We start from the raw sequence: 24,253 nt of genomic DNA, 5'->3' as shown, positions 1-24,253 counted from the left end.
GCGACCGTGACGAGGTACGCGAGCGCGTCCTTGATCTCCTGCCGCTCGTAGAACTTCGTGCCGCCCATGATCTTGTAGGGCACCGCGGCGCGGATGAAGATCTCCTCCAGCGCTCGTGACTGCGAGTTCGTGCGGTAGAACACCGCCATCTGCCCGTAGTCGACGCCCGTGCGGCGCAGCTGCTCGATCTCGTCGGCGACGAACTGGGCCTCGTCGTGCTGCGAGTAGCCGGTGAAGCCGATGACCTTCTCGCCGTCGCCCTGGTCGCTCCAGAGCCGCTTGTCCTTGCGGTCGAAGTTGTTGCGGATGACCGAGTTCGCGGCCGTCAGGATGTTCTGCGTCGACCGGTAGTTCTGCTCGAGCAGCACGACCCTGGCTCCGGGGTAGTCCCGCTCGAACTCCGTGATGTTGCGGATGTCGGCGCCCCGGAACGCGTAGATCGACTGGTCCGAGTCGCCCACGACCGTGAGCGAGGCGCCCTCGGCCTCGTCCATCAGCGCGAGCATGCCGCCGCCCACGTCGGTCGACGACGAGACGGGGCGCGTCAGCTCGTGGATCAGCGCATACTGCGCGTGATTCGTGTCCTGGTACTCGTCGACGAGGATGTGCCGGAACCGCTTGCGATAGACGTCGGCGACCTGCGGGAACGCGCGGAACAGGTACACGGTCTGAGCGATCAGATCGTCGAAGTCGAACGCGTTGGCCCGCTGCAGCCGGCGCTGGTAGTCGCGGAACAGCTCGGTGAACACCCGCTCGACGGGGTCGTTCATGTTGGCGTCGCGCGCGTACGAGTCGGCGTCCTGCAGCTCGTTCTTGAGCTTGGAGATCTTCGACTGCACCGCCGCGGGCGTGAGACCGAGGGCGTCGGCCTCGTGCTCCTTGACCAGGCGCTTGATGAGCGCGCGCGAGTCGCCGGAGTCGTAGATCGTGAAGGCCTTCGTGAACCCGAACTGATCGGCCTCGCGACGCAGGATGCGCACGCACGCCGAGTGGAAGGTCGAGATCCACATGCCACGCGCGCTGTCGCCGACGAGCTGCTCGACGCGCTCGCGCATCTCGCCCGCGGCCTTGTTCGTGAACGTGATCGCGAGGATCTGGCTGGGCCACGCCTCGCGCGTGCGCAGCAGCGACGCGATCCGATGCGTCAGCACGCGCGTCTTGCCCGATCCGGCGCCCGCGACGATCAGCAGCGCCGGGCCGCGGTACTCCACCGCCTCGCGCTGCTGCGGGTTGAGCCCCTCGAGGAGGTCGTCGAACGCGCCCGGCACGGGGCCGCGCGGCCCGGATCCGGCGGGGACGATGACAGGCGTGGAGGAGTCGCTCATTGCGCCTCCGAGTCTACGGCGGCCCTCTGACACCGGGCTGAGCCGCAGGGCTCGAGCCGGGTCACTGCGGTCGCAGCGCCGCCGAGCGCGCGACCGCCCGCACGAGGGCTTCTGGCTGCGCGAGCAGCTCGCGGTGCGCGGGCGTCTCGACGAGCCGCGCAAGCAGGGCCTCGCATCGCGCCACGGCGCCGCGCCAATACCTGCCGATGTGGTGCTGGCTGAGGGGAACGCGCCGCTCTCCCGATGCGGTCGTGAGCGTCGCAGCCCGGTCGTCGACGCGCACGCCGGGATCGTCCTGCATCAGCAGCACGAGCGCGCTCGTCGCCAGCGCGGCGGCGGCGCCGGGCCACCGGAATCGTGTCGTGGGGAGGTCGAGCCTCACGCGCTCGATGGAAGCCCAGTCGAAGGTCTCGAGCACGCGCTCGTCGTCGCAGTGCCGCAACGCGTCGGGGCTCAGGCGCAGATGCCGCCGGGAGGGGTCGCCGATCACGAGACCGGAGGACACCGCGTGCAGGGGACCGAACCGCGTGACCACTCGTCAAGAGTAGTGATCGCCGCGACGACGGCCCCGCCTGCTCACTCGCGGAAGAACGCGACTCCGAGATCCGGATGATCCACGAACACGCCGTCCACGCCCGAGCGCCGGACGACGTCCCACTCGGCCTCGTAGTCCCCGAACGCGGGCTTGCCGCCGGCCCCGCGGAACTCCTTCACGAGGAACGCGTTCTCGGGTCGACACGTCCACGTGTACACCTGCAGGCCGCGCGCGTGCGCGTCGGCCACGACGGGCGAGGGACCCGTCGCTCGCCCGCGGCGATCCGGCGCCAGGATCATCCGCTTGTCCACGCTGATGCCGTCCACCACGCCGACGAGCCCGTCGAGGCCGCGCGGCTTGGCGGTCACGGGGTACGAGGGCGCGGCGTCACCGTGCGCGGCGACGAGATCGAACGGCTTCCCCTTCGCCTCCAGCAGGTAGATGTAGGTGGCGGGCAGGCCGCGCTCGCGCAGGCGATGCAGGATCGTCGATTCGAACGACTCGACGACGAGCGGCAGATCGCCGGTGTCCCATCCCGTCGCCTTCAGATCGCGCAGGATCATCGGCGCGAGATCGAGCCCGACCGAGGCGAAGTAGGTGGCGTGCTTGATCTCGAGCACGACGCCGATCTCGCGCCCCTGCGCGAGCGACCCCGCGCGCACGAGGTCGAGCACGTCGGTCAGGCGCAGCATGGGCTGCGCATCGTCGAACGTCGCGCTGCGGGGCCGGAGGTCCGGGATCCGCTCGCGCGTCGTGAGCGTGGACAGCTCGTCCCAGGTGAAGTCCTCCGTGAACCAGCCGGCGAGCTTCACGCCGTCGACGATCTTCGTCGTGCGGCGGTCGGCGAACTCGGGGCGGTCGGCCACGTTCGTCGTACCGGAGATCTCGTTCTCGTGACGCACGACGAGCACGCCGTCTCGCGACGCCACGATGTCGGGTTCGACCGCGTCGACGCCGAGCTCGAGCGCCAGGTCGTAGGACGAGCGCGAGTGCTCTGGGCGGTATCCGGGCGCACCGCGGTGCCCGATCACGAGCGGCAGGCGGCGAGGCACGGGCTCCAGCCTAGGGAGTTCGCCCGCGGCGTACGGAGCGGCGCGGAAATCCCAGCACAGGCATAAGAAACCGTGGGTAGTGTGGATCAACAGCCCTGACAGTGCTGTCCCGCAACCCTTTGGAGTTGACCGAACATGGCCAAGCTGGGATTCAACGATCCTGCGTTCCAGACCTCGACGCGCCCGCCGCAGGCCCCGCAGTCGTACGCGGCGCAGACCTACCCGGGCGGTCCCGCCGCCGGACAGCGGTCGCCGGGCCTCGTCCCGCCGCCCGCCGCGAACCTCGAGAACCTCTACTCCGCGCCCTCGGCCGACGCCGTCGACACGGGCCGGATGACGATCGAGGACACGATCCACAAGACGCTCGCGACGTTCGCGGTGCTGCTGGTCGCCGCCGCGGCCGGCTGGTTCGTCACGACCATGAACCCCGGCATGGGCCTGGGCATCGCGGTCGTCGGCGCGATCGCGGGCTTCGTGCTCGGCCTCGTGAACTCCTTCAAGCGCATGCCGGGTGCGGGCCTCGTGCTCGCCTACTCGGCCGCACAGGGCCTGTTCGTCGGCGCGTTCTCGCTGTGGATGGAGATGGTCTTCCCCGGCATCGTGCTGCAGGCGACCCTCGCGACGCTCGCGGTCGTGGGCGTCACGCTCGCGCTGTTCGCCAGCGGCAAGGTGCGCACGTCGCCCCGCATGACCAAGATCGTCCTGATCGCCTCGCTCGGCTACCTCGTCTTCAGCCTGCTGAACGTCGGCTTCATGGTCTTCGGCGGCCCCTTCAGCGAGCTCGCCTGGGGCATGCGCTCCGTCGAGATCATGGGCATGCCCCTCGGTGTGATCATCGGCATCCTGGCCGTTCTGATGGCCGCGTACATGCTCGTCATGGACTTCGAGTTCGTGCAGAACGGCGCCCGCAACGGCGCGCCGCGCAAGCTCGGCTGGAAGGCCTCGTTCGGCATCGTCGCGACCGTCATCTGGATCTACGTCGAGATCCTGCGCATCATCGCGATCCTGCGCGGCAACGACTGACCTCTCGCGTCACGCTTACGAAGGGCTCGTCCTCCGGGACGGGCCCTTCGTCGTTCCCGCCGCGTCGCCCCTATCGCCGCGCGCTCGATCCCGCTACCGTCCTGATCGGGTCGGCACGGCGAAGGAGCACGGATGCCTCGGGTCAGAGCACACAACTTCTCGGTCTCGCTCGACGGGTTCGGCACGGGACAGGGGCTGTCGCTCGATGCGCCTTTCGGGCACGCGGGCATGCGGCTGCACGAATGGTTCTTCCCGACTGAGACCTTCCAGGCGCGAGCGGTCGGGCGCGAGCGGATGGATGTCGACCCGTCGACCGCGCCGGATGACGCATTCGCCTCCCAGCAGGGCCGCGGCATCGGCGTCGAGATCATGGGCGCCGGCAAGTACGGCCCGCCCGGCTGGCAGGACGACCCCGACTGGCGGGGCTGGTGGGGTGAGGAGCCGCCGTTCCATACGCCCGTGATCGTGCTGACGCACCGTCCGCGCGATCCGCTGCCCGTGGGCGAGACCACCTTCCACTTCCTGGACGCTCCGCCGATCGAGGCGCTCGCTGCCGCGCGTGACCTCGCGGGCGGGCGCGACATCCACATCGGCGGCGGACCCACGATGCTTCGCGATTTCCTCGCCGAGGGGCTGGTGGACCATGCGCACATCGCGGTGGTTCCGATCCTGCTCGGTCGCGGCGTGCGACTCTGGGACGGCCTCGAGGCACTCGAGGCGCGGTACGACATCGCCTCGGTCACGACCCCGAGCGGCACCACGCATCTCACCCTCGATCGGAAGGTGGCGTGATGGACGAGTGGACGCCGCCCGTCGCGGCCGGCAAGGTCATCTGGCACTTCTCGATGACGCTCGACGGGTTCGTTGCGGGGCCGGATCATGACCTGTCGTGGATGGAGGGCATCACGGGCCGTGACGGCCTCGTCGAGGCGTACATCGAGACGCTGGGCGCCGTGATCGGCGGGCGGCGGGGCTGGGACGCATTCCCCGGCGCGCGCCCGTACGGCACGTGGGACGGGCCGGTGTTCGTCCTCACCCACCATCCGCAGGACGCCCCGCCCGCCGACGGCGTGACCTTCCTCGATGTCGACGTCGCCGAGGCCGTGGAGATCGCGCGCGAGGCGGCCGGCGGCAGGAACATCGAGGTGCACTCGCCGACGATCGGTGCCGAGCTGCTCGCGCGCGGCCTGCTCGACCAGCTCGACCTCCACATCGCGCCCGTGCTGCTGGGCGACGGCATCCGCCTGTACGACGCGGTCGGCCGCGATCCCATCCGGCTGCGCAATCTTCTCGGCGACGATCCGCACCGCGAGGTCGACCTGCGGTACGAGGTCGTGCGCTAGCCGCCACGGCGGCCGCCGGTCAGTCCAGCGGCCCGCCCTCCGCGACGACGCGGTCGATCAGGGTGCGCACGACGCGGGTGTCCTGGCGCAGTCCGTCGTGCTCGTACTCGTTCGTCACCCACAGGTGCGTGTTCGGCACCTCTCGGGCCGTCTGCTGCGCGTGGCCGAAGTCGACGTACATGTCGTCGAAGTACATCGCCGCCGCGATCGGCACCTCGTTGCGGCGCAGCTGAGCCGCGTCGTAGAGGGCCGGATGGTCCTCGCGCTCGGCGAGTGCGTGCGCGGCGTCCCGGAAGGGTCTCAGCGAGGCGATCTCGTCATACATCCACGGGAAGAACATCTCGCCCGTGAACGGGACGGGCACGGTGTCCGGCTCGAAGCCGCCGAGCCCGGCCCGCACGCGCTCGGCCGCCCACGCGGTCGCGCCGGGACCGGCCGCGTAGATCTCCTCCTGCAGCAGCGCATACAGCGGGCCGCCCCAGTACTGCGTGTGCGCGTCCACCTCGGCGAGGAAGTGGTCGCTGAGGCGACCGGGAGCGGAGAACGCCTCGTCGAACAGCCAATGGAGCTGCTCGAACCCCGGCTGCATGCCGAACGCGATGCCGAGGGTCTGCAGGCGACGGGCGCTCAGCCGGTCGCCGCTGGGCAGGCGCACGTCCGTGCTCTGCACCACGTCGACGACCCGGGCGATCACCTCGGCGTCCTGCGGATACCGGCGGTAGAACTCCGCGGTCTTGTCGGCGACGCGCGGAAGCGTGCGGCGGTAGACGTCGAGCGCTTCCGGCTCGAACGTGGTCAGCCCACCCGTGACGTAGGCGGCGGACACGGCTTCGGGGTGGAACGACAGGTAGGTCAGCGTCAGGAAGCCCCCGTAGCTCTGCCCGAGTGTCTGCCAGCGCACGCCGTCGAAGACCGTCCGGCGCAGGTGCTCGAGATCGGCGATGATCTGCTCGGCGCGGAACTTCCGGATGTACTCCGCTGCCTCCGCGGCCGACATGCCCGCGATCGATGCCGCCTCGACGCGGGTCGACCGTCCCGTGCCGCGCTGGTCCAGCAGCAGCACGCGGTGTGTGCGCAGCACCTCGTCGATCCAGTCGGGCCCGGGCACCGGCCGCGGCCCCTTGCCTCCCGGACCGCCCTGCAGGAACACCAGGATGGGCGCGTCCTGCCGCTGCACGTGCGCCACCTCGCGCGCGAAGACCTCGATCGTCCGGCCGTCCTCGGGCTCTGTCCAGTCGAGCGGCACGGTCACGGTGTGATCCCGGATGACGCGGTCACGCACCCGATACGAGAAGACGGTCATGGAACCATCCTCCCCGTTCGTGAGCGAGCCGGACTTCGGCTTTCGGTTTCCCCTGTCTAGAAGCACCGAAGCTGCGGAATCCCTTGTCAGACCATTGCACCACTGTCAATATGGTCATATGCCCCCTCGTGATACCAAGGCCCCCCTGGACGACACCTCGAAGGCGATCATCGAGCAGCTGCAGGTCGACGGACGCCGCTCCTACGCCGAGGTGGGCAAAGCGGTGGGGCTGTCGGAGGCGGCCGTGCGGCAACGCGTGCAGCGCCTGATGGATTCCGGCGTGATGCAGATCGTCGCGGTGACGGATCCGCTCCAGATGGGGTTCCTGCGGCAGGCGATGATCGGGGTGCGCGTCTCCGGCGACACCCGCACGATCGCGGATCAGATCGCCGAGATCCCCGACGTCATCTACGTGGTGCTCACGGCCGGCAGCTTCGACCTGCTCGTCGAGGTCGTGGCCGAGGACGACGAGAAGCTGCTCGACGTGCTCAACGACCGCATCCGCTCGCTCGACGGCGTCGCGTCGACCGAGACGTTCGTCTACCTGAAGCTGCGCAAGCAGCTGTACGACTGGGGAACCCGCTGACGCATCCGAGGAGGACGCCATGACCGACACGCAGCAGCAGCAGACCTTCGAGACGGCCCGCCACGACACGGCCCGGTACGACACGGCGCGGTACGACACGGAGGCGCTCAATGCCAAGGCCGCCGACCACCTGTGGATGCATTTCGGCCGTCAGTCAGCGCTCGCTGCCGGCGAGGTTCCGATGATCGTGAAGGGCGACGGCCACTACATCTGGGACAGCCGCGGCAAGCGCTACTTCGACGGCCTGTCGGGCCTGTTCGTGGTCGGTGCGGGCCATGGCCGTCGCGAGCTCGCCGAGGTGGCCGCGAAGCAGGCCGCCGAGCTGGCCTACTTCCCGATCTGGGGCTACACGCATCCCGGCGCGATCGAGCTGGCCGACCGCCTCGCGGACTACGCGCCGGGCGACCTGAACCGCGTCTTCTTCTCCACGGGGGGCGGCGAGGCGGTCGAGACCGCGTTCAAGCTCGCCAAGCACTACTGGAAGCTGCAGGGCCGTCCCACCAAGCACAAGGTCATCTCGCGCGCGGTGGCGTACCACGGCACCCCGCAGGGCGCGCTCGCCATCACCGGCATCCCGGCCATGAAGGAGATGTACGAGCCGCTCACGCCGGGTGCGTTCCGCGTGCCGAACACGAACTTCTACCGCGCCGAGGAGATGGGCTTCACGGGCACCGAGGAGGAGTTCGGGCTCTGGGCCGCGAACCGGATCGAGGAGATGATCCTGTTCGAGGGCCCCGAGACCGTCGCGGCGGTGTTCCTGGAGCCCGTGCAGAACGCGGGGGGCTGCTTCCCGCCGCCGAAGGGGTACTTCGAGCGCGTGCGCCAGATCTGCGACACCTACGACGTGCTGCTCGTGAGCGACGAGGTGATCTGCGCGTTCGGCCGGATCGGCCACATGTTCGCATGCGACGCGTACGGCTACGTGCCCGACATGATCACGTGCGCCAAGGCCATCACGAGCGGCTACTCACCCCTCGGCGCGACGATCGTGAGCGATCGCATCTACGAGCCGTTCGCGACCGGCACCACGACGTTCCTGCACGGTTACACCTTCGGCGGGCACCCGGTCTCGACGGCGGTCGCCATGGCCAACCTCGACATCTTCGAGCGCGAGGGGCTGAACGACAATGTCCGGGCGAACTCGGCGGCCTTCCGAGCCTCGCTCGAGACCCTGCGGGATCTGCCCATCGTCGGCGACGTCCGCGGCGACGGCTACTTCTTCGGCATCGAGCTGGTGAAGGACAAGGGCACCAAGGCGACGTTCGACGCCGACGAGTGCGAGCGACTCCTGCGCGGGTTCCTCTCGCGCGCCCTGTTCGACGCCGGTCTCTACTGCCGCGCGGACGACCGCGGCGACCCCGTCATCCAGCTCGCACCGCCGCTCACGTGCGGCCCCGCCGAGTTCGCGGAGATCACCGACATCCTGCGGGGCGTGCTGTCGGAGGCTTCGGCGAAGCTCTGAGCCCAACGACGCGAGGAGATCCGGCGTTCGGCGGCGAATCCCATGGGATTCATCCTCGAAAAGCCGGATCTCCTCGTAAGTCGGCAGGATCGGGCGAGCCGATCGGGCGCCGGGACCGCGATCAGCGCGCGGAGCGCAGGCTCACGTGCCCCGCGGCGATGTCCACCAGAACCTGGTGATCGGACGAGCTCGCCGACTCGAGGCGGTTGTCGATCGCGCCGGCGGAGATGTCCTCCTGCACGTCGTACTCCCCCTCCGGCAGGGTGAGGTCGAGCGAACCCGCGCTCACGCCGATGTCCACGAGTTCCGGTTGCGTCCCCGTCAGCTCGGCCTCGAGCCGGCCCGCCGCGAGCATGAGCTGCGCCTCGCCGACCTCGGCCAGCTCGATGCGCGCCGCGCCGGCGTTGATGTCGGCGGCGAGCGAGTCGGCCGAGCCGCGGACGTCGAGACTGCCGGCGCCGAGCTCCAGGTCGAGCGCGCCGAATGAACCGTCGCTCTCGAGCGCCCCGGCGGAGACGGCGAGCCGGGCGTCGACGCCTTCGAGCGACGTCGGCAGCGTCAGCACGACGCGCTCCTCCTCGCGGCCCCAGCCCCAGCCCGGGCCGTCCCAGCGGCCCCAGCCGTCAAGCAGCCCGTCGCGGCTCGACACGCGCAGCTCGTCGCCGTCCTGGCGGAGGGTCCACTCGCTGTGCGCATCGGTGATCTCGAGCGTCGCCTCCTCGACGTCGGCGAACTCGATCCGGAACTGCGCGGCGTCGGCCTGCACGTCGAGCGACGAGACGCCGGCCACATCGGCGGTGAGGGTGTCGGTCACGCGCGTGGCCGCCACGACGGTCGACCGGATCGCGCCGGCGATCGTGCCCAGGAGGATGAGGGCGCCGATAACGATCAGGATGATCGCGACGGGCTTGCCGGGCCCGCCGCTGCGGGGCGCCGTGGCCGGCGTGGGGGCCGGCGGCGGCGGGGGCGTGACGGTGGTGTTCATCGTGCCGTTCCTGTCTGCGGCGATCCGCCGCTGCTCTCGATGTGGGCGAGCGCCGCGAGCACGCGGCGGTTGCCGGATTCGTCGGGCTCGAGGCCCAGCTTCTGGAAGATCGCGGTGATGTGCTTCTCGACGCTCGCCTCGGAGAGGAAGAGCATCGCGGCGATCGCCTGGTTCGACTTGCCCTCGGCGATCAGCGCGAGCACGGTGCGCTCGCGCTCGGTCAGGCGGGACATGCGGTCGTCCTCGCGGCGGCGGCTGAGCAGCTGCGCGACGACCTCGGGGTCGAGCACCGTCGCGCCCTGCCCGATCCGCGTGACGGACGCGAGGAACTCCGCGACGTCCGCGACGCGGTCCTTGAGCAGGTACCCGAGGGCGCCGCCCTGGCCTCCCGGAGCGCCGCTCCGCGGCGCTCCCTGACTGGCTATGAGCTCGCTCGCGTAGCGCTCCTCGACGTACTGCGACAGCACCAGCACGGGAAGCTCCGGTCGCCGTGCCCGCAGCTCCACCGCGGCCCGGATGCCCTCGTCCGTGAACGTGGGCGGCAGGCGGACGTCGAGGATGCAGAGCTCCGGATCCGTCTCGTCCACCGCGGCCTGGAGGCCCGAGGCGTCGGGCAGGGCCGCGACGACCGTGTGGCCGCTGCCGTCGAGCAGGCGCACGAGACCCTCGCGCAGCAGGACGGAGTCCTCGCAGATCAGGACGCGCATGGCACGCTCACCTCCAGAGCGGTGGGGCCGCCGAGCGGGCTGTCGAGCCGCACGGCGCCCCGAGCGGCGAGCACGCGGTTCGAGATGCCGTCCAGGCCGCCGCCCGGCAGCACGCGGGCGCCACCCAGGCCGTTGTCCTCGACGCGGGCCCACAGGGTGCCGTCGTCACGCACGCGCACCGTGACGCGGCACTCGCTGGCCCGTGAGTGCTTCGCGGCGTTCGTCAGCGACTCCGCGATCGCGAAGTAGACGGCGGCCTCGGCGTCGCGGCTGCAGCGGCCGTTCAGGCGCACGTCGAGCCGCACGGGGATGTGGGATCGCCCGGCGAGCGCAGACAGCGCGGCGTCGAGCCCGCGGTCGTCCAGCACCGAGGCGTGGATCCCGCGCGCCAGCTGACGCAGCTCGGTGATCGCCGCCTTCGTGGAGGTGTGGGCCTCCTCGATCAGCGCGCGCGCGCCATCCGGATCCTCCTCGAGCTTCTGCTGGGCGAGCCCGAGTGTCATGCCGACCGACACGAGCCGGGGCTGTACGCCGTCGTGGAGGTCGCGCTCGATGCGCGTGCGCTCCACCTCGGACGCCCGGATCGCTCCGGCACGCTGCACGTCGGACACGCGGGCCTGCTCGACCAGCTGCGCCTCGCGCGTCGGGATGACGATCACGCGGGCGAGCACGCCGTGCAGCAGCGCGATGCCGACCAGCGCCGCCGCGGAGGCCAGGAAGGTCAGGATGCCGACGAGCGGCGCCCAGCCCGTGATGACGTCGAAGCCGAGGAAGCCGGCGACGCCATCCGGCGCGTACAGGGGCGCGAACGCGAGGGCGACCGAGGACACGAGCGTCTGGAACAGCCAGAGCGTGATCCAGCCGAGGATCGTCGCGATCGCCAGGTTCGCGATCGCCCGCCACATGGGGGCGTCGATGAACTGATGCCACACCATCGCGAGGAAGCCGCCGAACGTGCGACGGGACATCCGGCGCGGGCGCAGAGCCGGCAGGCCGGCGTCGTACAGGCCGTCGATGCGCGCGGTCTCGAGCCAGCCGATCGCGAACAGCAGGTACACGAGGCCGAGCAGGAAGACGACGCCGATGGCCAGCACGGGCAGCAGGCCGACGCCCAGGCCGAGCAGCAGCCCGATGGCACCCGCCAGGATGGGGCCGACGACGCCGAGGGCCGCGAGCTGCGCGAGGGCGCCCGCGAGCCGCAGCGGCGATGAGTGGGCCGGCAGCCGGCGTCGGGCGGGAGCGCCCGGGGCCGGCACGGCCGGTGAGGGGGGAACCTGAGTGGTCATGTCCTAAAGCTAGGACGGCGCCGCCGCCCGCCCCACCGAGGGATCCGGACATCCCGTTTCGGGTTATCCGGAATCCCCGCCGGGGGATGTCAGTCGCGCGCCTGCTCGAGCAGGTGGTCGGGCACGCGCGTGGGGGACGCCGCGAAGCTCTTCCCGTTCGGCCGCGTGACGACGACGCGCTTCGGGGCGGTGCGGCCGTGCGTCGCGAAGATCATCAGGCCGACGAACGTCAGGCCGCCCACGAGGTTGCCGACGACGGTCGGGATCTCGTTCCAGATCAGGTAGTCCATGATCGTGAAGTCGGCCCCGAGCAGCAGGCCCACGGGGAACAGGAACATGTTCACGACCGAGTGCTCGAAGCCCATGTAGAAGAACAGCATGATCGGCAGCCACATCGCGAGCACCTTGCCCGTGACGGAGGTCGAGATCATCGCCGCGACGACGCCCATCGACACCATCCAGTTGCAGAGCATGCCGCGGATGAACAGCGTCAGCATGCCGCCGAAGCCGTGCTCGGCGTACCCGAGCGTGCGGCCGTGGCCGATCTCGCCGATCGCCTGCCCCACGGCGCTCGGCTCGGTCGTGAAGCCGTATGTGAAGTAGATCGCCATGAGCACGGCGACCGTGAACGCGCCGGCGAAGTTGCCGAGGAACACCAGCCCCCAGTTGCGGCCGATGCCGCCGAGCGTGATGCCGGGGCGACGGTCGAACAGCGCGAGGGGCGCGAGCGTGAAGACGCCCGTCAGCAGGTCGTAGCCGAGCAGGTACAGCAGCACGAAGCCCACCGGGAACAGCAGAGCGCCGATCAGCGGCTCGCCCGTGTTGGTCGACACCGTCACGGCGAACGCGGCGGCGATCGTCAGCGTGGCGCCGCCCATGAACCCGCGGATGAGCGTGTCGCGGGTGGACATCAGGACCTTCGACTCGCCGGCCTCGATCATGGCGGTGATCAGTTCGGCGGGCTTCACGTATGACATGCGGGCTCCTCGGGGTCGGATTGCTCCCAGAGTCGCGTGCGGTCGTTTCGCCCACGGGCCCTTGCGCGTTACGGCTGGTGACGCTTCCCTCACCCGGCCGCGCGGTGCGATGTGAGATCAGCCCGCAGGGCCGACGCGCCGGTAGCCCGTGAAGGCGATGGCCCGCGCCGCGCCGGAGTGGCATCATGCCGCCATGGACAAGCCCCCGGTGTCGGCCGTGGATCACGCCGCGCACACCCCGTACTCCGCTCCCGGCGCGCACGCGTCCCTGCTCGACGCACTGCCGACGGATCCCGCGGCCCTGTCGGCCGTCGCGCGGAACGTGATCGTGCACTACCGCGCGTCGGGCGAGGAGCTGCCGGCCGTGACGCGCGGCGACATCTGTCTGCGGTGGATCGAGGACATCCTGTCGACGGACCAGGCGCGCCATCCCGAGCCGCTCGACCGTCCGCGCGAGGCGTCGGCGCGCGTGCAGGGCTGCTGCCGCGACCACACGCTCCTGTGCGTCGCGGCCCTGCGGCAGCACGGGATCCCGGCACGCAGCCGCGTGGGCTTCGCGGGCTACTTCACGCCCGGCTGGCACCACGACCACGTGATCGTGGAGGCGTGGCTGGACGGGCGCTGGCGGCGCTTCGATCCGGAGGTCGCGGGTCCGCTGGAGGGCCTGCCGGATCCGATGGACATCGCGCTCGGCCGCCCCCGCGGGTTCCTCACGGCCGCGCAGGCGTGGGTGCGCTTCCGGGAGGGGGAGCTGGATGCCGACACGTTCGGCGTCGCACCGGAGGTGCCGATGCTGCGCGGCGACCGCTTCCTGCTCGAGGAGGTCATCTACGAGGTCGCGCACCGCTTCGGCGATGAGCTGCTGCTGTGGGACGGATGGGGCCGCATCGAGCCGCCAGGGGCGGGCGTGAGCGAGGCCGAGGCGGCGTGGGCGGACGACGTCGCCGCCCTGCTCCTCGCCGCGGACGCGGGCGACGCCGACGCGGAGACCCGGCTGCTCGAGCGCTACCGCGCGGACGACGGCCTGAACCCGCGCGACGCGGTCATCCAGGCCTCCCCGTTCGGCGACGAGCCGATCCTCGTACGGCTCGCCCGCTCGGCGTGAGCGGCCGTCACGGCAGGGGGCGGATGCGGAAGACGGGGAAGTCCGGTGCGGCCGCGCGCAGCTGCGCGTCGGTCGCATCCTTGTCGAGGTCCTCGAAGAAGCGCCCGACCTCCCACGCCCACGCGACGAGGTAGGCACGCAGGATGGGCGGCTTGTCGGCGTCGAGGACCTCCTCCGCGACGAAGCGCTCGACGCGGCGCGCGGAGCGCAGCTCACCCGCCCCCGCCACGCGGAGGTTGCGCACCCACTGCGTGTGCCCGCGCGGCGCCACCAGGTAGCGGTCGCCCGCGACGCGCAGAGGATTGACCGGCGTCGTGCGCCATTCACCGCTCGAACGGCCGCGAACCGCGAGCACACGGCTTCCCGCGAGGGGCAGCCCGATCCGCGTCAGGAAGCCCACGAGCCCGTTGAACACCGCGTCGGCCGCCGTGGGCCTCACGTACCTCGCCACGCGATCAACCTAGCGGTCGTTCTGCTCTCGGCGGAACCGGATGCGCCCGCCGGGGGCGGGTGCCTACCGTGAGGGGCATGGCCGAGCTGCTTCCTCTCCCCGACAGGCGCGAAGCCGCGAGCCGCGGCCCGTCCCCCGATCCGGATCCGCTGTGGCGCCACCTCGTGGGCGAGCGGCTGCGGCGGCTGCGCCGCGAGCGGGGCGAGACGCTGTCGGAGGTCGCACGCCGCGCCGGGATCTCGGTGCAGTACCTGTCGGAGATGGAGCGTGGGCGCAAGGAGGCCTCCAGCGAGATGATCGCCGCGGTGCTCGGAGCGCTCGGCGAGAGCCTTCTCGACCTGACTGCCGGCATCGCGGACGATCTGCGTACGAAAACGGCTCCCGCGCCCGCCATGCCCGGCGGTGCGCAGGTCCTCGCGCTCGCCGCCTGACCGCTCTGCCGTGGGCGGATCCGCCCTGGGTGGAACCTGCCCCACGGGTCGCCCGAGCCGCGCACGCTGAGGTCATGGCAGACGAACCGAAGCTTCCGCAGTTCACCCCCGAGGCGCGACGTGAGCTGTACCACCGCCGCGTGCTGATGCTCGACGGCGCGCTCGATGACGACAACGGCACGCTGCTCGCCACCCAGCTGCTGTCGCTCGCGGCGGAGGATCCCGTGGCCGACATCGCGCTGTGGATCCACTCCCCCGGTGGGTCCGTTCCCGCGATGCTGGCGATCCGCGACATCATGCGCCTGGTGCCGTGCGACGTGTCCACGGTCGCGATCGGGATGGCGGCGAGCGCGGGACAGTTCCTGCTGTCGGCGGGCACGCCGGGCAAGCGGCGTGCGCTCCCCCACGCGCGCATCCTGCTGCACCAGGGCTCGGCGGGCATCGGCGGCACCGCCGTCGACGTCGAGCTGCAGGCCGACGACCTGCGGCACATGCGCGACACGGTGCTGGGACTCATCGCCGAGGACACGGGCCAGCCCGTGGAGCGCGTGTTCGAGGACTCTCTGCACGATCACTGGTACACGACGCAGGAGGCGCTCGATTACGGATTCATAGACGGCGTCGTGCGCGGCTTCGACGAGCTGATGCCGCGTCAGCGCACGCGGATCGGCCTGAGCGCGGACCAGACGGAGGCGGCGGCGTGACCTCCTACACGATCCCCAACGTGGTCAAGCGCGATGCGCGCGGCGACCGGATCATGGACGTCTACTCCGAGCTGCTCACGGAGCGGGTCGTCTACCTCGGCACGGGCATCGACGCGGGTGTCGCGAACGCGCTGATCGCGCAGCTGCTGCACCTCGAGGCTGATGCGCCGGAGCGCGAGATCCAGCTCTACATCAACTCCGAGGGCGGGGATCCGCAGGCCGCACTCGCCGTGCACGACACGATGCGGTACATCCGCCCGCCCGTCGCCACGACCTGCATCGGGCAGGCCGTGGGCGCGAGCGCGGTGCTGCTGGCGGCGGGCGCCCCTGGGCGGCGCGCCATCCTGCCGCATGCGCGGGTCGTGCTGCATCAGCCGGGAGCGCAGAGCCGGGGGGCGATCCCCGACCTGATCCTGCACGCCGACGAGCTCGTGCGCGTGCGCGGCGATCTCGAGACCATCCTCTCGGCGCACACCGGGCGCTCCCGTGAGCAGCTGCGCCACGACACCGACCGCGACCGCGTGTTCACCGCGGAGGCCGCGGTCGAGTACGGCCTCGTCGACAGAGTCATCGCCGAGCGCGGCTGAGCGGGCGCGGCCGCCGGGTTCGGCCTCGACCGGCCCGCTGTGCCGAGCATGCCCCACGCCTATGCCGGCCTGCTGCCCCGAGCATGTCCCACTTCGTGCCGGACTGAGGCTCGGAGTACGACAGCGAGTGGGCACGCTCACGCCGCAAGCGACGGCAGCGGGGACGCAGCGAGCGGCAGGCCCGACGCCGGAGGCCGCCCCGTGGGGCGGCCTCCGGCGTCGTTTCACTCCCACTCGATGGTGCCCGGGGGCTTCGAGGTGACATCGAGCACGACGCGGTTGATCTCCCGGACCTCGTTCGTGATCCGGTTCGAGATCTTCGACAGCACGTCGTAGGGAAGGCGCGTCCAGTCGGCCGTCATGGCGTCCTCGCTCGAGACGGGGCGCAGCACGACGGGGTGGCCGTAGGTGCGGCCGTCGCCCTGCACACCCACCGAGCGCACGTCGGCGAGCAGCACGACGGGGCACTGCCAGATCTCGTTGTCGAGACCCGCCTTGGTGAGCTCCTCGCGCGCGATCGCGTCCGCCTCGCGCAGGATGTCGAGTCGCTCACGCGTGACCTCGCCGATGATGCGGATGCCGAGGCCCGGTCCGGGGAACGGCTGGCGGCCGACGATCGCCTCGGGGATCCCGAGCTCGCGGCCGATCGCGCGCACCTCGTCCTTGAACAGCGTGCGCAGCGGCTCGACGAGCTCGAAGTCGAGGTCCTCGGGGAGGCCGCCGACGTTGTGGTGGCTCTTGATGTTCGCGGTGCCCGCACCGCCACCCGACTCGACGACGTCGGGATAGAGCGTGCCCTGCACGAGGAACTTGACCTTCCCGCCCGACTCCTTGGCCTCGGCGACGAGGTCGAGCTGCACCTTCTCGAACGCGCGGATGAACTCGCGGCCGATGATCTTGCGCTTCTCCTCGGGGTCGGTGACGCCGGCGAGGTGACCCAGGAACACGTCCTCGGCGTCGACCGTGATCAGGCGCACGCCCGTCGAGGCGACGTAGTCCTTCTCGACCTGCTCCCGCTCGCCCTTGCGCAGCAGCCCGTGGTCGACGAACACCGCCGTGAGCTGGTCCCCGACGGCCTTGTGGACGAGCGCGGTCGAGACGGCCGAGTCCACGCCGCCGGACAGCGCCGAGATCACGCGCGCGTCGCCGATCTGCGCCTTGATGCGCTCGACCTGCTCGGCGATCACGTTGCCCGCGTTCCAGTCGGCGGGAAGCCCCACGGCCTTGTGCAGGAAGTTCTCGATGACCGCCTGGCCGTGGTCGCTGTGCTTGACCTCGGGGTGCCACTGCACGCCGTAGAAGTTCTTCTCGGCGTTGCCGAAAGCGGCGACCGGGGTGGCGGCGGTGGACGCCAGCACCTCGAAGCCCTCGGGCGCCTGCGACACCTGGTCGCCGTGGCTCATCCAGACGTTCTGCGCGGCCGGCAGCCCCCCGAGCAGGACGCCGCCGTCGCCGACGAGCGCCGCGTCGGTGGCACCGTACTCGCGCAGGCCCGTGTTGGCGACCTCGCCGCCGAGCGACTGCGCCATGACCTGGAAGCCGTAGCAGATGCCCAGCGTGGGCACGCCGAGCTCGAACACCTTCTCATCGAGCCTGGGCGCACCCGGCTCGTACACCGACGACGGACCGCCCGACAGGATGATCGCGACCGGGTCGTGCGCCGCGATCTCCTCGGCGCTCGCGGTGTGCGGGATCAGCTCGCTGAAGACCCCGGCTTCCCGGACGCGGCGCGCGATCAGCTGCGCGTACTGGGCGCCGAAGTCGACGACGAGGACGGGACGCTGGACGGTGTCCTGCGAGACGTCTGCGGCTTCCGTCACGGGGTGACCTCCTGGGCCTGCGCGGCCTTCTTCTCGGCGGCCGCTGTCTCGCGCTCGGCCAGGTAGCGCTTCACGTCGCGCGCGACGACGAACTCCATGAAGAAGGAGAGGAACGGGATCACGCCACCGCCGGCGAGCAGGATGAACCGCCAGAACGGCCAGCGCATCAGGCTCCACACCCGGAAGCACGCGAACAGGTACACGACGTAGAACCAGCCGTGCACGATCAGGATGCCGAGCGACAGGTTGACGCCGTCCCCGGTCGACACGAGCTCGTCACCCTGCGGCACGACCTCGCGGAAGGCGAACAGTCCCTGCGAGTCGAGGAAGAACAGCTCGACGGCGAGGGGCGTGTACTTCAGCACCATCTCGGCGCACAGCAGCAGCAGGCCGACACCGGTGATGACGGAGCAGATCTGGTAGAACCGCAGCGCCCCACGGATCTGCGGGAACGTGGCGAGCTTGGGCTGCGGCATGGATCCCAGTTTACGGGTGGTCGCTGGGCGTCCGATCCGCCGCGGGGTGCTCCCGCGCGACCGCGCCTTCAGTACCATTCGAGACAGGGGGAAGAGGAGGTTTGCTCGTGGCACCCGACACCGAGCACAAGGGCCCCGGCGCCGATCCCGCGCGTATCCCGCCCCGCTGGTTCATCACGACCGCATGGCGCGTGCACCGCGGGCTGTACCGGATGACCGGAGGTCGTTTCGGGCTGCGTCGGCCCACGCCGCGGGTGTTCGGCATGATGCGCCTGCACACGATCGGCCGGCGCTCCGGCGCGCAGCGGATGGCGATCCTCGCGTACTTCGAGGACGGCCCGAACCTCGTCACGATGGCGATGAACGGCTGGGGCGATCCGCCGCCCGCGTGGTGGCTGAATCTGCAGGCGAACCCCGTCGCCTCCGTCGACCTGCCCGGCGGCGAGCATCGCAGCGTGATCGCCCGCGAGGCGAGGGGCGCCGAACGCGACCGGCTGTGGGAGGCGTTCCGCGCGATGGACAGCTACGACGGCGACCTGAACGACCTCGCGGCGCTGCGCTCACGCGAGACGCCGGTGATCGTCCTCGAGCCGCTGGTCTAAGGCGCCGGCGCGAGGGGCTGCGGCTAGTCCTCGTCGGGATCGACGGGACCATCGCGCTCTTCGAGCTCCCGCTCCCAGGCGTCCTTCGCGAGGCGGTACCAGAGGTAGAACGCGAAGCCCGCGAAGACCGCCCACTCGACCGCGTAGAAGATGTTGAGCCAGTTGATGGGGCTCGCGAGCTCGGGGGCAGGCGACGAGATCGCATCCAGCCCCGCGTCGCCGAGCGCACCGGTCGGGTCCGCCGATGTCAGGTACGGGCGGTAGACGTCGATCGCCGCGATCGGCGATCCGTCGCGCTCGTGCCAGCGGCTCAGCAGGGCGGCCGGCGACATCCGCGTCAACTCGAGCGGATCCGCACCCGGCGGGAGCGCGGGGCCCTCATCCGAGATGATGCGGCCCGTCAGCACGAGGGGATCCGCTTGGGCCCCCTCTCGCAGGACGGTGGAGGCCAGGCGGTTCAGCGTCTCGACGGCGGCGTCGGCGCGCTCCCGCGTGGGCGCCCAGCCGACCGCCACGGCGAGGGCCGTGGGGCGCTCCGCATCGACGCGGAACTGACCCGTGACCCAGAACCCCTGCGCACCGTCGTTGTAGCGGGAGGACACGACGATGAAATCGCCGGGAATCCAGCCGCCGGCGACCTCGACGCGCTGTCCGACGAGCGGCTCCTCGAGGTACTGCCCCGGTTCGACGACGTCCTCGATGGGCCGGATCTCCTCCGTCGCACCCTCGGGCACGGGATCCGTGTCGATCGCGCTCGAGAGCTGCCACTGCCCCAGCCACGCGAACACGCCCGCGACCAGGAGGGCGAACGCGAGCATGAGCAGCCAGCGCGGCCGCAGCATGACCTCCCGCAGGGTGGGCGGGAAGTCGAGCCCCTCGGGTGCCGGCTCAGTGGTCATACGGGGCGACGACGACCTCGACCCGCTGGAACTCCTTGAGGTCGGAGTAGCCGGTCGTTGCCATCGACTTGCGCAGCGCGCCGATCAGGTTCGCCGTGCCGTCGGCCAGCTGCGCCGGGCCGTACAGCACCTGCTCGAGCGTTCCGACCTGCGGCACGCGCACGCGGCGCCCGCGCGGCAGCTTGGCGTGGTGAGCCTCGGGACCCCAGTGGTAGCCGGCGCCGGGGGCGTCCGTCGCGCGTGCGAGCGCGACGCCCAGCATGACGGCGTCGGCGCCCATCGCGAGCGCCTTGACGATGTCACCGGATGTGCCGACGCCGCCGTCTGCGATCACGTGCACGTAGCGGCCGCCCGACTCGTCGAGGTAGTCGCGGCGCGCGCCGGCGACATCCGCCACGGCGCTCGCCATCGGCGCGTGGATGCCGAGCGTCGCGCGGGTGGTCGACGCGGCGCCGCCGCCGAAGCCGACGAGCACGCCCGCCGCTCCCGTGCGCATCAGATGCAGTGCGGCGGTGTACGTCGATGCGCCGCCCACGATGACCGGCACGTCCAGGTCGTAGATGAACTTCTTCAGGTTGAGCGGCTCGGCCTCGCTCGAGACGTGCTCGGCGGACACCGTGGTGCCGCGGATGACGAACAGGTCCACACCGGCCGCGACGACCGTCTGGTAGAGCTCCTGCGTGCGCTGCGGCGTGAGCGAGCCGGCGACCGTGACGCCCGCCGCGCGGATCTCGTTGATGCGCGCCGTGACGAGCTCGGGCTTGATGGGCTCGGAGTACAGCTGCTGCATGCGGCTCGTCGCGACCTCGTCGGGGAGCGACGCGATCTCCGCGAACAGCGGCGCGGGGTCCTCGTACCGCGTCCACAGGCCCTCGAGGTCGAGCACGCCCAGGCCGCCCAGCTGACCGAGCATGATGGCGGTCTGCGGGCTGACCACGGAGTCCATCGGCGCCCCGAGCACCGGGATGTCGAAGTGGAAGGCGTCGATCGACCAGTCGGTCGTGACGTCCTCCGGGTTGCGGGTTCGGCGGGAGGGCACCACCGCGATGTCGTCGAACGAATACGCCCGTCGTGCCCGCTTGCCGCGGCCCAGCTCGATCTCCGTCGTCACCGTCACAGCCTACCGGGCGCCCCGCAACGCGTTGCGGGGCGACGCCCGGACGGGCTCAGGCGGCGTAGCGCGCGGCCGAGCGGGCCTTCGCCTTCGCGGCCTCGACGTCGCGGTCTTTGGGCGGCGCGTTCGTCACAAGTGAGTCCAGCAGGTGCTGCGTGATGTGCGCGATCTCGTGCACGGCGTGATCGAAGGCCTCCTGGTTGACCTTCGACGGCTTCGTCGTTCCCGCGATCTTGCGCACGTACTGCAGCGCCGCAGCGTTCACCTCCTCGGAGGTCGCCGCGGGCTCGAAGTTGTGGAGAGTGTGGATGTTCCGGCACATGCCGGTCACGCTAGCCCTGTCGCCCGGCCCTCGGAAGACCTGCGGGTCAGCGCCGGTAGTTGGGCGCCTCGACCACGATCTGCACGTCGTGCGGGTGCGACTCCTTGAGCCCCGCCGAGGTGATGCGCACGAACTTGCCGCGGGCCTTGAGCTCGTCGATCGAGCGCGCGCCGACATAGAACATCGACTGGCGCAGGCCGCCCGTGAGCTGGTGGATGACCGCCGACAGCGGGCCGCGGTAGGGCACCTGCCCCTCGATGCCCTCGGGGATCAGCTTGTCGTCACCCTGCACATCCGCCTGGAAATAGCGGTCCTTGGAGTAGGACGTCTGCTTGCCGCGCGTCTGCATCGCACCCAGCGACCCCATGCCGCGGTAGAGCTTGAACTGCTTGCCGCCCTGGAACACGATGTCGCCCGGCGCCTCCTCGGTGCCGGCGAGCAGCGAACCGAGCATCACGGTGTCGGCACCCGCGACCAGCGCCTTGGCGATGTCGCCCGAGTACTGCAGACCGCCGTCCGCGATGACCGGCACGCCGGCCGGACGCGCGGCGAGCGACGCCTCGTAGATCGCGGTGACCTGCGGCACGCCCACACCCGCGACGACGCGCGTGGTGCAGATGGATCCGGGGCCGACGCCGACCTTGACCGCGTCGACGCCCGCGTCGATCAGCGCCTGGGCGCCCTCGCGGGTCGCGACGTTGCCGCCGATCACGTCGATGTGCGCGAACGTCGGATCGGCCTTCAGGCGCTTCACGATGTCGATCACGCCCTGCGACTGGCCGTTGGCGGTGTCGACGACGATCACGTCGACACCCTTGTCGCGCAGCGCCTCCGCGCGCTCCCACGCGTCGCCGAAGAAGCCGATGGCGGCGCCCACGCGCAGGCGGCCGAGCGCGTCCTTCGTCGCGTTGGGGTACTTCTCGCTCTTGTCGAAGTCCTTGATGGTGATGAGGCCGGTGAGCTTGCCCTCGTCGTCCACGAGCGGCAGCTTCTCGACGCGGTGCTTCGCGAACAGCGCGACGACCTCCTCGGGCGAGATGCCCACGTGGCCGGTCACGAGCCCCTCGGCGGTCATGACGTCCTTCGCGAGCGTGGTCGTGCGCTCGAACTCCGAGACGAAGCGCATGTCGCGGTTCGTGACGATGCCGACCAGGCGGCCGGACTCGTCGACGACGGGAAGGCCGGAGATCCGGTACTTCCGGCAGAGCGTGTCCACCTCCTCGATCGTCGCGTCGGGGTGCGTGGTGATCGGGTCGGTGATCATTCCCGACTCGCTGCGCTTGACGCGGTCGACCGCGCTCGCCTGATCCTGGATCGAGAGGTTGCGATGCAGGATGCCGATGCCGCCCTGACGGGCCATGGCGATCGCCATCCTCGACTCGGTCACGGTGTCCATCGCGCTCGAGAGCAGCGGGGCCGCGACGCGGATGTTGCGCGTGAGGCGCGACGACGTGTCGGCCTCGCTGGGGATGACGTCCGTGTGGCCGGGAAGAAGCAGCACGTCGTCGTAGGTGAGTCCGACGAAGCCGAACGGATCGTGGTCAGTCAAGACGATTCTCCCGCCTGAGCGATGTGGATGAGCTCGTATCGCGGAAGGGGCCTGGTATGCCATCCTCCCCCGTATAGGAATACTAAGGCTCGCGGGGCTGGAGATATTCCGGATGCAGATCGCTCGAAGAAGAGGGATCCGCTATGTGCAGAGTGCTCATGACCACGGGATGGGACACGCCCGAAACGATCCCGTCATATTAGGGTCTTACGTTTGAACGACCCGTTCACGCACCCCGGTGCGGCGCTACCCCACCCGCCGCCCGCGGACCGGAGGATCAATGAACCCCAGAACCGCCTCCCTGAGGCGTACCCGATCCGGCGCGCTCGTCGCTCTCGCGACGTTCCTCGCCGCCTTCATCGCCGCGCTGCTGCTGCCCGCGGCCGCGCATGCGGCGGAGGATGACCCCTACTCCATCAACGGCAACGTCCGGCTCGAAGGCGAGCCCCTCGAGGGCGTCGAGCTCACGATCGACGGCGCCGGCGGCGTCCAGGAGGTCGTGACCGACGAGGACGGCCGCTGGGGCGTGAAGGTACCCGAGAACGACTCCGTCTACGTCGTCACGCTCGACGAGTCGTCCCTGCCGGACGGCATCGCGGTCGTCGACGAGACCGGCGAGGACGACACTCCGAACGTCAAGGAGGTGACGGTCGGCCCCGGCGGCATCACGGCCGCGAACTTCTTCATCGGCGAGGCGGAGCGCAACGTCACGGGCTTCTTCGACCAGCTGCTGCAGCGCATCTTCCAGGGCATCAACTTCGGCCTCATGCTCGGGCTGGCGGCGGTGGGACTGTCGCTCGTGTTCGGCACGACCGGCATCTCCAACTTCGCGCACGCCGAGATGGTGACGTTCGGCGCCGTCGCGGCGCTGTTCCTCGTCGGCCCCGCGAGCCTCGCCCTGCCGGTGTGGCTCGGCATCCCTGTGGCGATCGTGCTGAGCGCGCTGCTGGGATTGCTGCTCGACATGATCATCTGGCGCCCCCTGCGTCGCAGGGGCACGGGCGTCGTGCAGCTGATGATCCTGTCGATCGGCCTCTCGCTCGCGATGCGGTACATCTTCCAGTACTTCATCGGCGGTGACACGGCGCAGCTGCCGGCGATGGTGCCCTCGGTCACCATCCCGCTGTTCGGCGCCGTGAGCACCACGCTCAACGACCTGATCTCGATGGGCATCTCGATCGTCGTGATCGTCGCCTTCGCGCTCTGGCTCACGCGCAGCCGACTCGGCAAGGCGACCCGCGCGATCAGCGACAACCCGTCGCTCGCGGCGGCGTCGGGCATCGACGTCGACCACGTCGTGCGGATCGTGTGGATCATCTCGGGCGCGCTGGCGGGCCTCGCGGGCATCCTGTACGCGTACTACCGCCCCGGCATCCGCTGGGACATGGGCGCGCAGATCCTGCTGCTCGTGTTCGCCGCGGTCACGCTCGGCGGACTGGGCACCGCGTTCGGCGCGCTCGTCGGAGCGATCATCATCGGCATCCTCACCGAGGCGTCGAGCCTGTGGATCCCGGCCGACCTGCGATACGCGGGCGCGCTCGTGGTCCTCATCATCATCCTTCTGGTCCGGCCGCAGGGCATCCTCGGCCGCCGCGAGCGAATCGGTTAG

26 protein-coding genes are annotated in these 24,253 nt (G+C 70.6%); 11 read left to right on the top strand and 15 right to left on the bottom strand.

Annotated elements, in window-relative coordinates:
- From RIF89_RS00535 to RIF89_RS00525, 3 genes are all read right to left on the bottom strand, one after another.
- A partial coding sequence (locus RIF89_RS00535) for a UvrD-helicase domain-containing protein (protein WP_309067232.1) occupies positions 1-1,325 on the bottom strand: 1,325 nt, incomplete at its 3' end.
- 61 nt (positions 1,326-1,386) lie between these two features.
- On the bottom strand, positions 1,387-1,860 hold the full coding sequence (locus RIF89_RS00530) for a hypothetical protein (protein WP_309067231.1): 474 nt from the start codon (positions 1,858-1,860) through the stop codon (positions 1,387-1,389).
- A gap of 41 nt (positions 1,861-1,901) precedes the next feature.
- Positions 1,902-2,912 (bottom strand): glycerophosphodiester phosphodiesterase family protein, encoded by a 1,011-nt coding sequence (locus RIF89_RS00525; protein WP_309067230.1) that lies wholly within the window; start codon positions 2,910-2,912, stop codon positions 1,902-1,904.
- Between the two features lie 135 nt (positions 2,913-3,047).
- On the opposite strand from RIF89_RS00525, the gene RIF89_RS00520 reads away from it, so the two are divergent.
- The 3 genes from RIF89_RS00520 (at position 3,048) to RIF89_RS00510 (ending at position 5,278) form a co-directional block, all read left to right on the top strand.
- Entirely contained in the window at positions 3,048-3,935 is an 888-nt protein-coding gene (locus RIF89_RS00520; protein WP_309067229.1) for a Bax inhibitor-1/YccA family protein, read from the top strand.
- A gap of 132 nt (positions 3,936-4,067) precedes the next feature.
- Positions 4,068-4,727 carry a dihydrofolate reductase family protein gene (locus tag RIF89_RS00515; protein ID WP_309067228.1) on the top strand — a complete coding sequence of 220 codons (660 nt, stop codon included), beginning with the start codon at positions 4,068-4,070 and terminating at the stop codon, positions 4,725-4,727.
- Positions 4,727-5,278 (top strand): dihydrofolate reductase family protein, encoded by a 552-nt coding sequence (locus RIF89_RS00510; protein ID WP_309067227.1) that lies wholly within the window; start codon positions 4,727-4,729, stop codon positions 5,276-5,278. The genes RIF89_RS00515 and RIF89_RS00510 overlap by 1 nt, the downstream gene beginning before the upstream one ends.
- A gap of 19 nt (positions 5,279-5,297) precedes the next feature.
- Here the strand turns inward: RIF89_RS00510 and RIF89_RS00505 are convergent, their stop codons facing one another.
- Positions 5,298-6,581: an alpha/beta fold hydrolase gene (locus tag RIF89_RS00505; RefSeq protein WP_309067226.1), complete on the bottom strand. Its 1,284-nt coding sequence runs from the start codon at positions 6,579-6,581 to the stop codon at positions 5,298-5,300.
- 118 nt (positions 6,582-6,699) lie between these two features.
- Between RIF89_RS00505 and RIF89_RS00500 the strand changes: the two genes are divergently transcribed.
- Both RIF89_RS00500 and RIF89_RS00495 read left to right on the top strand, forming a co-directional pair.
- On the top strand, positions 6,700-7,167 hold the full coding sequence (locus RIF89_RS00500; RefSeq protein WP_309067225.1) for an Lrp/AsnC family transcriptional regulator: 468 nt from the start codon (positions 6,700-6,702) through the stop codon (positions 7,165-7,167).
- 19 nt (positions 7,168-7,186) lie between these two features.
- Positions 7,187-8,629: an aspartate aminotransferase family protein gene (locus tag RIF89_RS00495; protein WP_309067224.1), complete on the top strand. Its 1,443-nt coding sequence runs from the start codon at positions 7,187-7,189 to the stop codon at positions 8,627-8,629.
- Positions 8,630-8,750: 121 nt separating this feature from the next.
- On the opposite strand, the gene RIF89_RS00490 is transcribed toward RIF89_RS00495, so the two are convergent.
- From RIF89_RS00490 to RIF89_RS00475, 4 genes are all read right to left on the bottom strand, one after another.
- A complete protein-coding gene (locus RIF89_RS00490; RefSeq protein ID WP_309067223.1) occupies positions 8,751-9,614 on the bottom strand; it encodes a hypothetical protein in 864 nt (287 codons plus the stop codon).
- Positions 9,611-10,321, bottom strand: a complete 711-nt coding sequence (locus tag RIF89_RS00485; protein WP_309067222.1) for a response regulator transcription factor — start codon at positions 10,319-10,321, stop codon at positions 9,611-9,613. Before RIF89_RS00485 ends, RIF89_RS00490 begins: the two co-directional genes overlap by 4 nt.
- Positions 10,309-11,607, bottom strand: coding sequence for a histidine kinase (locus RIF89_RS00480; RefSeq protein WP_309067221.1), 1,299 nt, complete (start codon positions 11,605-11,607; stop codon positions 10,309-10,311). The genes RIF89_RS00485 and RIF89_RS00480 overlap by 13 nt, the downstream gene beginning before the upstream one ends.
- A gap of 89 nt (positions 11,608-11,696) precedes the next feature.
- A complete protein-coding gene (locus RIF89_RS00475; RefSeq protein ID WP_309067220.1) occupies positions 11,697-12,584 on the bottom strand; it encodes a formate/nitrite transporter family protein in 888 nt (295 codons plus the stop codon).
- A 193-nt stretch (positions 12,585-12,777) separates the two neighbouring features.
- On the opposite strand from RIF89_RS00475, the gene RIF89_RS00470 reads away from it, so the two are divergent.
- Entirely contained in the window at positions 12,778-13,689 is a 912-nt protein-coding gene (locus RIF89_RS00470) for a transglutaminase domain-containing protein (RefSeq protein ID WP_309067219.1), read from the top strand.
- 7 nt (positions 13,690-13,696) lie between these two features.
- Here the strand turns inward: RIF89_RS00470 and RIF89_RS00465 are convergent, their stop codons facing one another.
- Positions 13,697-14,140: a nitroreductase/quinone reductase family protein gene (locus RIF89_RS00465; protein WP_309067218.1), complete on the bottom strand. Its 444-nt coding sequence runs from the start codon at positions 14,138-14,140 to the stop codon at positions 13,697-13,699.
- Positions 14,141-14,217: 77 nt separating this feature from the next.
- On the opposite strand from RIF89_RS00465, the gene RIF89_RS00460 reads away from it, so the two are divergent.
- The 3 genes from RIF89_RS00460 (at position 14,218) to RIF89_RS00450 (ending at position 15,862) form a co-directional block, all read left to right on the top strand.
- Positions 14,218-14,571, top strand: a complete 354-nt coding sequence (locus RIF89_RS00460; protein ID WP_309067217.1) for a helix-turn-helix transcriptional regulator — start codon at positions 14,218-14,220, stop codon at positions 14,569-14,571.
- 74 nt (positions 14,572-14,645) lie between these two features.
- Entirely contained in the window at positions 14,646-15,275 is a 630-nt protein-coding gene (locus RIF89_RS00455) for an ATP-dependent Clp protease proteolytic subunit (protein ID WP_309067216.1), read from the top strand.
- Positions 15,272-15,862: an ATP-dependent Clp protease proteolytic subunit gene (locus RIF89_RS00450; protein ID WP_309067215.1), complete on the top strand. Its 591-nt coding sequence runs from the start codon at positions 15,272-15,274 to the stop codon at positions 15,860-15,862. Before RIF89_RS00455 ends, RIF89_RS00450 begins: the two co-directional genes overlap by 4 nt.
- Positions 15,863-16,086: 224 nt before the next feature.
- On the opposite strand, the gene guaA is transcribed toward RIF89_RS00450, so the two are convergent.
- Together guaA and RIF89_RS00440 are read right to left on the bottom strand one after the other, a co-directional pair.
- Complete coding sequence (gene guaA / locus RIF89_RS00445; protein WP_309067214.1) at positions 16,087-17,682, bottom strand: glutamine-hydrolyzing GMP synthase; 1,596 nt, start codon at positions 17,680-17,682, stop codon at positions 16,087-16,089.
- The gene (locus RIF89_RS00440; protein WP_309067213.1) at positions 17,679-18,158 is read right to left on the bottom strand and encodes a DUF3817 domain-containing protein; all 480 of its coding nucleotides are present in this window, start codon (positions 18,156-18,158) and stop codon (positions 17,679-17,681) included. Before RIF89_RS00440 ends, guaA begins: the two co-directional genes overlap by 4 nt.
- Before the next feature lie 107 nt (positions 18,159-18,265).
- Here RIF89_RS00440 and RIF89_RS00435 point away from each other — a divergent pair, with 107 nt between their 5' ends.
- Entirely contained in the window at positions 18,266-18,760 is a 495-nt protein-coding gene (locus RIF89_RS00435; protein WP_309067212.1) for a nitroreductase/quinone reductase family protein, read from the top strand.
- Positions 18,761-18,783: 23 nt separating this feature from the next.
- On the opposite strand, the gene RIF89_RS00430 is transcribed toward RIF89_RS00435, so the two are convergent.
- From RIF89_RS00430 to guaB, 4 genes are read right to left on the bottom strand one after another with little or no spacing between them, the layout of a single operon-like run.
- Positions 18,784-19,659 carry an SURF1 family cytochrome oxidase biogenesis protein gene (locus RIF89_RS00430; protein ID WP_309067211.1) on the bottom strand — a complete coding sequence of 292 codons (876 nt, stop codon included), beginning with the start codon at positions 19,657-19,659 and terminating at the stop codon, positions 18,784-18,786.
- A complete protein-coding gene (locus RIF89_RS00425; protein WP_309067210.1) occupies positions 19,649-20,770 on the bottom strand; it encodes a GuaB3 family IMP dehydrogenase-related protein in 1,122 nt (373 codons plus the stop codon). The genes RIF89_RS00430 and RIF89_RS00425 overlap by 11 nt, the downstream gene beginning before the upstream one ends.
- Positions 20,771-20,825: 55 nt before the next feature.
- Positions 20,826-21,095: a DUF2277 domain-containing protein gene (locus RIF89_RS00420; RefSeq protein ID WP_309067209.1), complete on the bottom strand. Its 270-nt coding sequence runs from the start codon at positions 21,093-21,095 to the stop codon at positions 20,826-20,828.
- 46 nt (positions 21,096-21,141) lie between these two features.
- The gene (guaB, locus tag RIF89_RS00415) at positions 21,142-22,644 is read right to left on the bottom strand and encodes an IMP dehydrogenase (protein ID WP_309067208.1); all 1,503 of its coding nucleotides are present in this window, start codon (positions 22,642-22,644) and stop codon (positions 21,142-21,144) included.
- Between the two features lie 280 nt (positions 22,645-22,924).
- Here guaB and RIF89_RS00410 point away from each other — a divergent pair, with 280 nt between their 5' ends.
- Positions 22,925-24,253: a branched-chain amino acid ABC transporter permease gene (locus tag RIF89_RS00410; RefSeq protein WP_309067207.1), complete on the top strand. Its 1,329-nt coding sequence runs from the start codon at positions 22,925-22,927 to the stop codon at positions 24,251-24,253.

This window comes from Microbacterium sp., from assembly GCF_031178525.1.
In the GTDB taxonomy this organism is placed as follows: domain Bacteria; phylum Actinomycetota; class Actinomycetes; order Actinomycetales; family Microbacteriaceae; genus Microbacterium.
This window is presented reverse-complemented; position numbering and strand designations above follow the sequence as displayed.

Bases quoted from the DNA above. Each gene is read 5' to 3' on its own strand.
- RIF89_RS00520 (WP_309067229.1), top strand. From the start codon at position 3,048: ATGGCCAAGCTGGGATTCAACGATCCTGCGTTCCAGACCTCGACGCGC.
- RIF89_RS00515 (WP_309067228.1), top strand. From the start codon at position 4,068: ATGCCTCGGGTCAGAGCACACAACTTCTCGGTCTCGCTCGACGGGTTC.
- RIF89_RS00510 (WP_309067227.1), top strand. From the start codon at position 4,727: ATGGACGAGTGGACGCCGCCCGTCGCGGCCGGCAAGGTCATCTGGCAC.
- RIF89_RS00505 (WP_309067226.1), bottom strand. From the start codon at position 6,581: ATGACCGTCTTCTCGTATCGGGTGCGTGACCGCGTCATCCGGGATCAC.
- RIF89_RS00500 (WP_309067225.1), top strand. From the start codon at position 6,700: ATGCCCCCTCGTGATACCAAGGCCCCCCTGGACGACACCTCGAAGGCG.
- RIF89_RS00495 (WP_309067224.1), top strand. From the start codon at position 7,187: ATGACCGACACGCAGCAGCAGCAGACCTTCGAGACGGCCCGCCACGAC.
- RIF89_RS00490 (WP_309067223.1), bottom strand. From the start codon at position 9,614: ATGAACACCACCGTCACGCCCCCGCCGCCGCCGGCCCCCACGCCGGCC.
- RIF89_RS00485 (WP_309067222.1), bottom strand. From the start codon at position 10,321: ATGCGCGTCCTGATCTGCGAGGACTCCGTCCTGCTGCGCGAGGGTCTC.
- RIF89_RS00480 (WP_309067221.1), bottom strand. From the start codon at position 11,607: ATGACCACTCAGGTTCCCCCCTCACCGGCCGTGCCGGCCCCGGGCGCT.
- RIF89_RS00475 (WP_309067220.1), bottom strand. From the start codon at position 12,584: ATGTCATACGTGAAGCCCGCCGAACTGATCACCGCCATGATCGAGGCC.
- RIF89_RS00470 (WP_309067219.1), top strand. From the start codon at position 12,778: ATGGACAAGCCCCCGGTGTCGGCCGTGGATCACGCCGCGCACACCCCG.
- RIF89_RS00460 (WP_309067217.1), top strand. From the start codon at position 14,218: ATGGCCGAGCTGCTTCCTCTCCCCGACAGGCGCGAAGCCGCGAGCCGC.
- RIF89_RS00455 (WP_309067216.1), top strand. From the start codon at position 14,646: ATGGCAGACGAACCGAAGCTTCCGCAGTTCACCCCCGAGGCGCGACGT.
- RIF89_RS00440 (WP_309067213.1), bottom strand. From the start codon at position 18,158: ATGCCGCAGCCCAAGCTCGCCACGTTCCCGCAGATCCGTGGGGCGCTG.
- RIF89_RS00430 (WP_309067211.1), bottom strand. From the start codon at position 19,659: ATGACCACTGAGCCGGCACCCGAGGGGCTCGACTTCCCGCCCACCCTG.
- RIF89_RS00420 (WP_309067209.1), bottom strand. From the start codon at position 21,095: ATGTGCCGGAACATCCACACTCTCCACAACTTCGAGCCCGCGGCGACC.
- RIF89_RS00410 (WP_309067207.1), top strand. From the start codon at position 22,925: ATGAACCCCAGAACCGCCTCCCTGAGGCGTACCCGATCCGGCGCGCTC.